The organism is Burkholderia sp. LMG 13014 (assembly GCF_905232215.1).
GTDB lineage: Bacteria > Pseudomonadota > Gammaproteobacteria > Burkholderiales > Burkholderiaceae > Burkholderia.
The window spans coordinates 1-6055 of record NZ_CAJNKE010000369.1; the positions used below are offsets into that span (position 1 = coordinate 1).

Annotated in this window: 7 protein-coding genes; 5 read left to right on the plus strand and 2 right to left on the minus strand. The window is 66.8% G+C overall.

Annotated features, from left to right (window positions below; all coding sequences use genetic code 11):
- From JYJ84_RS26185 to JYJ84_RS26200, 4 genes are all read left to right on the plus strand, one after another.
- A partial coding sequence (locus JYJ84_RS26185; RefSeq protein ID WP_205189627.1) for a RibD family protein occupies positions 1-499 on the plus strand: 499 nt, incomplete at its 5' end.
- A 14-nt stretch (positions 500-513) separates the two neighbouring features.
- Positions 514-1149, plus strand: coding sequence for a riboflavin synthase (locus JYJ84_RS26190; protein WP_174957097.1), 636 nt, complete (start codon positions 514-516; stop codon positions 1147-1149).
- A 461-nt stretch (positions 1150-1610) separates the two neighbouring features.
- Positions 1611-2717, plus strand: a complete 1107-nt coding sequence (locus JYJ84_RS26195; protein WP_174976947.1) for a hypothetical protein — start codon at positions 1611-1613, stop codon at positions 2715-2717.
- A 9-nt stretch (positions 2718-2726) separates the two neighbouring features.
- Positions 2727-3866, plus strand: a complete 1140-nt coding sequence (locus JYJ84_RS26200) for a hypothetical protein (protein WP_174976946.1) — start codon at positions 2727-2729, stop codon at positions 3864-3866.
- 126 nt (positions 3867-3992) lie between these two features.
- Here the strand turns inward: JYJ84_RS26200 and JYJ84_RS26205 are convergent, their stop codons facing one another.
- Positions 3993-4676 (minus strand): GntR family transcriptional regulator, encoded by a 684-nt coding sequence (locus JYJ84_RS26205; RefSeq protein WP_174957094.1) that lies wholly within the window; start codon positions 4674-4676, stop codon positions 3993-3995.
- Positions 4673-5275 (minus strand): O-methyltransferase, encoded by a 603-nt coding sequence (locus tag JYJ84_RS26210; protein ID WP_175222814.1) that lies wholly within the window; start codon positions 5273-5275, stop codon positions 4673-4675. The genes JYJ84_RS26205 and JYJ84_RS26210 overlap by 4 nt, the downstream gene beginning before the upstream one ends.
- A 270-nt stretch (positions 5276-5545) precedes the next feature.
- Here JYJ84_RS26210 and JYJ84_RS26215 point away from each other — a divergent pair.
- Positions 5546-6055 (plus strand): DUF1993 family protein (locus JYJ84_RS26215; protein ID WP_205189628.1); only part of this gene is annotated, 510 nt, incomplete at its 3' end.

Consider the following 6055-nt stretch of genomic DNA (forward strand, 5'->3'; position numbering starts at 1 on the left):
GCTGCTGACCGTGCGCGGCATCGACACGCCGCGCCAGCCGCAACGCATCCTGGTGGACAGCCGCCTCGACCTGCCGCTCGACGCGCGGCTGCTCGAAGGCGCGCCGCTGCTGATCTTCTGCGGCCGGCTCGACGCCGCCGGCGAAGTACGCGCAAACGTGCTGAAGGCGCGCGGCGCGGAAATCGTGCCGCTCGCGAATGCGCACGGCAAGGTCGACCTGCCCGCGATGCTGGCGGCGCTCGGCGCGCGCGGCGTCAACGAACTGCACGTCGAGGCCGGCCACAAGCTGAACGGCTCGCTGTTGCGCGAGCAGTGCGTCGACGAATTGCTCGTCTACCTCGCGCCGAGCCTGCTGGGCGCCGATGCGGCCGGCATGTTCGATCTCGCGGCACCGGCGAGCCTCGAGGCACGCACGCGGCTGTCGTTCCACGGGTTCGAGCGGGTCGGCGACGATCTGCGGATCCTCGCGCGCTTCACGCCATCCGACGCCTCTCACTGAACGGAATCGTCACCATGTTCACCGGAATTGTCGCGGCGGTCGGTCGCATCGAATCGATCCGGCCGCTCGGCGCGTCGGCCGATGCCGGCGTGCGCCTGACCGTGCTGGCCGGCGGGCTGGACCTCGCCGATGTCGCGCTGGGCGACAGCATCGCGATCCAGGGCGCGTGCATGACGGTGATCGAAAAGACCGACGCGTCGTTCGACGTCGACGTGTCGCGCGAAAGCCTGAACCGCACGGTCGGCCTCGCGGAGCCCGGCGAGGTGAATCTCGAGAAGGCGTTGCGCGCGCACGACCGCCTCGGCGGACACATCGTGTCGGGTCATGTGGACGGCCTCGGCACCGTGTCGCGCTTCGCGCCGGTCGGCGAGTCGCACGAACTGCGCATCATCGCGCCGCGCGAGCTCGGCCGCTTTCTCGCGTACAAGGGATCGATCACGGTCAACGGCGTGAGCCTGACCGTCAACACCGTCGACGATCGCGCGGACGGCTGCGAGTTCTCGATCAACCTGATTCCGCACACGGTCGAGGTCACGACGCTGCGCCACGTGAAGGCCGGCGACACGGTCAATCTCGAAGTCGACATGATCGCGCGGTATGTGGAGCGGATGCTCGGCAAGGCCCGGGACGAGCATCAAGCATCGAAGTAATTCGGCTTGGCGCGAATCGGGCGAATCGACCGCCTGCCTTCGTGCCCACCTCTCGCCAATTGGCGTTTTCCGAATGGTCTTTCGTGAGTCAGGCATTTTTTGCCTGTCCTGACATGAATCACGGCATGTGAAACAAATACACGGAACGTTTCCGAATAGTTGTAAATCGTTTAAGTATTTTGGACGGCCAGCCTGTTAATCGCCGGCCCTCACCCCGGGACCTGCGGCTTGCCGTCACGGCCAGCGGCTCGCACGCCGGACGGCCGCCAAATTCGAGACGCCGGCGCCGTGTTCATTTCATTAACGGCACCGATTATTCGCGCCTGTCATGAGCGCTGCGTTCGCAATAAACAGTAATACTGTCTTGCGGGATATGTAACCTGTGTAACGAGATCAAATCGTAAGCTAACGCTTTACCATGTCGCGAGGCCTCAGGCTTCGTGTCGTTGCAAGGCTCAGCGATGATCTCCGAAGGCAATGCGATCCGCTCGTTGCGCACCGGCATCAAAGCGGAACACGGTGCGTGTGCATCCGCCTCGTCGGTCCGGCGGGCCGTCAATACTTTTTTCAAGCTGCTTTACCGCTACACGCATTCGCGTGCGTGGCGACACAACGAGCGCCTCGCGCACGGGGTCTCGCTCGAACGCGACGAAGCCGGGCGACTCGTCGGCATGTGCATCCGCGGACGCCGCATCGCGTGCGCCAACACCCAGATGGCATCCGCACCCAAGCTGCGCCACGCGGGGCAGGCATGCCATCTCATCGCCACCGGCCCGTCCGTCAACACCATCGACTACCGCGCGCTGCGCATGACGCACGTGCTGGGCGTGAACGGTGCCATCGCACTCACCGAGCGTCAGGGTGTCAGTTTCGACTACTACTGCATCGTCGATACAGGGTTCGTACGCAATCGGCCCGATCTCGTCGAGCGCGTGATCGGCGAGCCGCTCACGCTGTTTGCCACGCCCCACGTGCTCTGGCACATCGCCGAGCGCATCGGCGTCGAACGCATCCGCTGCCGCGTGTTTCTCCTCGACGACATGCTCTTTCCCGCCGGCCGCCGCGCGCCGCGTGCGCGCGAGCTACGCACGACCTACGACGCACATGCGCTCGCGCTGTTCGACACGCCGAAGCCGCTCGGCTTCAGCCTCGACCTGCAGCGCGGTGTCTTCGACGGCCGAACGGTCGCCTATACCGGCCTGCAAGTGCTCGCCGCGCTCGGTTTCACACGCCTCTATCTGCACGGTGTCGACCTCACTGACGCGAAGCGCACGCCCCGCTTTTACGAGGAATCGGCGTCGACCATGCAGCCCAGCTATCTCGACGAAAATTTCCCCGGCTTCATCGAGCCGTCGTTCCGTCATGCATCGGCGCTGCTGACACGCCGCGGCGTCGACGTACGCAATCTGTCGATGGAAAGCGCGCTCGGCGAGGACATCTTCCCGAAGCTGCGCTGGCAAACGCTCGCGCAAGCGGGCATGGGCGACGCGATGCCCGCAGCGATGCCCACTTTCACCCCCGCATTGCCCCCCGAATCCGCGTGCGCCCCGGCGTCACGCACGCGCTGACGAACGAGCATGCGCGTCGTCCATATCTCGAATACGCCCGTGGCAGGCAGCCCCGGCAACATCGTCGCCGCGTTGAACCGGCACACCGACATCGAAGCGCGCCACGTGGTGTTCAACGCGTCGGCCTACGGCGCGCGCACGTTCACGGTCGATATCGACTGGCACACGCAGCGCGACGTCGCGCTGGCAGCCATCGACGCCGCCGACGTCATTCATCTGCACCAGCACTTCTCGTTCGACGAGACCTTCGGCGCCGATTTGCCCCAGCGCTTCGGTGCACGCAAGCTCATTCGCCAGTACCACTCCGCGCCGTCGCTGTGGGCAGGGCAGGATGCCGACCGGCTCGCGCGCATCGTCACCGAGCCGATCCCGCAACTCGTGATCGCGCAGGGGCCGGAGCGCTACTATCCGTTCGCGCGCGTGGTGCCGAATCTCGTGCCCATTCACGACGCACGCTACCTGCCGGGGCCCGAATCCGAGGACGGGCCGCCCGTGGTCGTCTACTCGCCGAGCGGCAGCCGCAGCGCGTGGAAGACGCGCTGGGAAACCAAGGGCGCGCCACAAACGCTGACCTTGCTGCGCCGGCTCGAGCGCAAGGGCCTGTGCCGCGTGCGGACGATCGTCGACACGCCGCACGACGCGTGCTTGCGTCTGAAACAGTGCGCCGCGCTCGCCGTCGACGAATGCGTGACCGGCAACTATCACCTGAGCGGACTCGAATCGCTGTCGCAGGGCAAGCCCACCCTCGGGCATCTCGATGCGCGCGTGCAGGCACAGTTACGCGCGATGACCGGGGCGACGGAGCTGCCGTGGGTGGACGTGCGGCTCGAGGAGGCAGAGCCGGTGCTGCGCGCGCTACTCGCCGACAAGCACTTGCGCGACGAGGTCGGGCAGGCGTCGCGCCACTGGATGGAAACGCACTATGACGATCGCGCGCTCGTCGAGCACTACAGACGTGCGTATCTCGACCTGTTCGACGCGCCCGAGCGCTTCGGCGTGCCGCGCTTTCGCACGCACGCCGAGCAGTGGACGGCGGTGGCGCTGCACGACCATGCATGGCGCGAACGGCGGCGCGTCGGCATGTCATGGTGGCAGCATGCCGCCGACTCGGTCAAACGGGTCGTGAAAGGCCGATCGGTCTTGCGTTGAGCGGCAAGCCGAAACCCGCTACGCCCTCCCCGCTGCGCGCCTGCGCAAACCGGCAAGAGGCCGCACCGTCGGCGGCAAGGTCGACGCGTGAGTCGCACGGCCAGCGGCGACGATTCCCGCCCGCGCTCAGCCCTTCGTGTCGCCGCCCCCCGCGCGCGCCAGAATCGTCCCGAGCAACTGCCGCACATGCTCGCGCGCCGCGCGCTCCGCACCTTCCTCATCGCGCTTCGCGATCAGGTCGAACACCTGCCGGTGTTCGGCGACATTCCCGCCCAGTCGTGCCCAGTCGTCCATCGGACTCGCGCCGCCCGAACACATAGTCTGCACCTGCGCATACAGCGCCCTGAGCGACGTCTCGATCGTCGCGTTGCGCGCGGTCGCGAGCAGCCCGTGGTGGAAATCGAGGTTGGCGATGCGGTATGCGTCGCCGTCGCGCGTATCGACCGCATTCGCCTGTCGCGTCAGCGCTTCGTCCAGCGCCGCACGATCGTCGGGCGTCATGCGCTGCGCCGCCAGGCGCGCGGCCATCCCTTCAAGCGCCTCCCGCGCCTCGAAGATGGCCACGATCCGCGTGCGGTCGAACGCGATGACGAACACGCCCTGCCGCGGCACGACCTGCAGCAGCCCCTCGGCTTCCAGGCGCGAGACCGCCGCCCAGACGGGCGAACGGCTGATGCCGAGATCGCGCGACAGCGCTTCGATGCTGATCTTCTCGCCCGCCGCGAAGCGCGCTTCGTCGACCAGCATCTCGCGGATCGCCCCGTACGCGTCGCGCCCCAGTGTCGTGCGCTCGAGTGTGGCCCGCGTCATGCGAACCGCCGGCGACGTGCGATGTGGAGCCCCTTGCCGACCGGCACGATCGTCGTGTCGAACTGCCCCGATGCGTCGACCGCGGCGAGATAGCCGGCGATTTCGTCCGGATGGGACAGCGCGTTGTCCGCGACGAGCAGTGCGTCGGCCGTCAGCTTCGGCAACAGGTGCACGAGCTGCTGCGGCGCGCTCACGCGGTCGGCGTCGAAGAACACGCAGTCGAACGGGCCCGTCACGGCCGCGCAGACCTGCGTCGCATCGCCTTCGATCACCTGCGCCCAGTCCTGCAGCGACGCCGCGCGCAGGTTGGCCCTCGCCTGCTCGGCCTTGTCGGGCGAGCACTCGATGGTGACGAGTGGCTGCCCGTCCGTTTCGCGCAGCGCATGGGCGAGCCAGATCGCGCTGTAGCCGTTGGAGGTGCCGATCTCCAGCACGCGCCTGCGCCGCGCGCCGGTGACGAGCAGGTACAGCAGTTCGGCCGTGGCCGGCTCGAGGTTGAGCATCTTGCGGCTGCGGTCGTCCGCCTGCGCATCGTTTTCCTGGCCGAAGGACGCCAGCCGGGCGAGGACGGCCGACGCGGCGCTGTCGAGTTCGATCATGGGGTCTCCGTTACGTGATATTTCATGTTTCGTGTTTCATGATACGACTTTTTGCGGATCGACGCGTGATGCCGGCGAGGCGCGGTATTCCGGTGCAATCGGGACGACCGTGTCGGATCCACCGGTCAGTCGCTCGGCAGATACCTGGCCGAATGGCCAACGACGCGCACGGGTCATGCCGCCGCGCTAAGATGCGTCGACAGCGGTTTCAACGCCGCAACGCACGACGTGCCGCATACCGGCCGCCCTCTTCTTCAAGGAGTCGTCCCCATGTCCATCTCGATGTACCAGGCTTCGCTGCCCGTGCTGATCCGTGGCCTGACCAACCTGCAGCACATCCTCGGCAAGGCGCAGGCACACGCGGCCGAAAAGCAGATCGATCCGTCGGTGTTCGTCGGCGCCCGCCTGTACCCGGACATGCTGCCGCTCGTCCGCCAGGTCTACATCGCGACCGATACGGCCAAGGGCTGCGCCGCGCGCCTCGCCGATGTCGAAATCCCGAGCTACCCGGACGTCGAGCAGACCTTCGACGAACTGCACGCACGCATCCAGAAGACGATCGACTACCTGAAAAGCTTCGACGCCGCGCAGATCGACGGCAGCGAGGCGCGCCAGATCGTGCTGAAGATGCGCGTGGGCCCGATCGAGTTCACTGGCCAGTCGTACCTGCTGAATTTCGTGCTGCCCAATTTCTTCTTCCACGTGACGACCGCGTACGACATCCTGCGCCACAGCGGTGTCGAACTCGGCAAGCTCGACTACCTGGGCGGGCGCGACCAG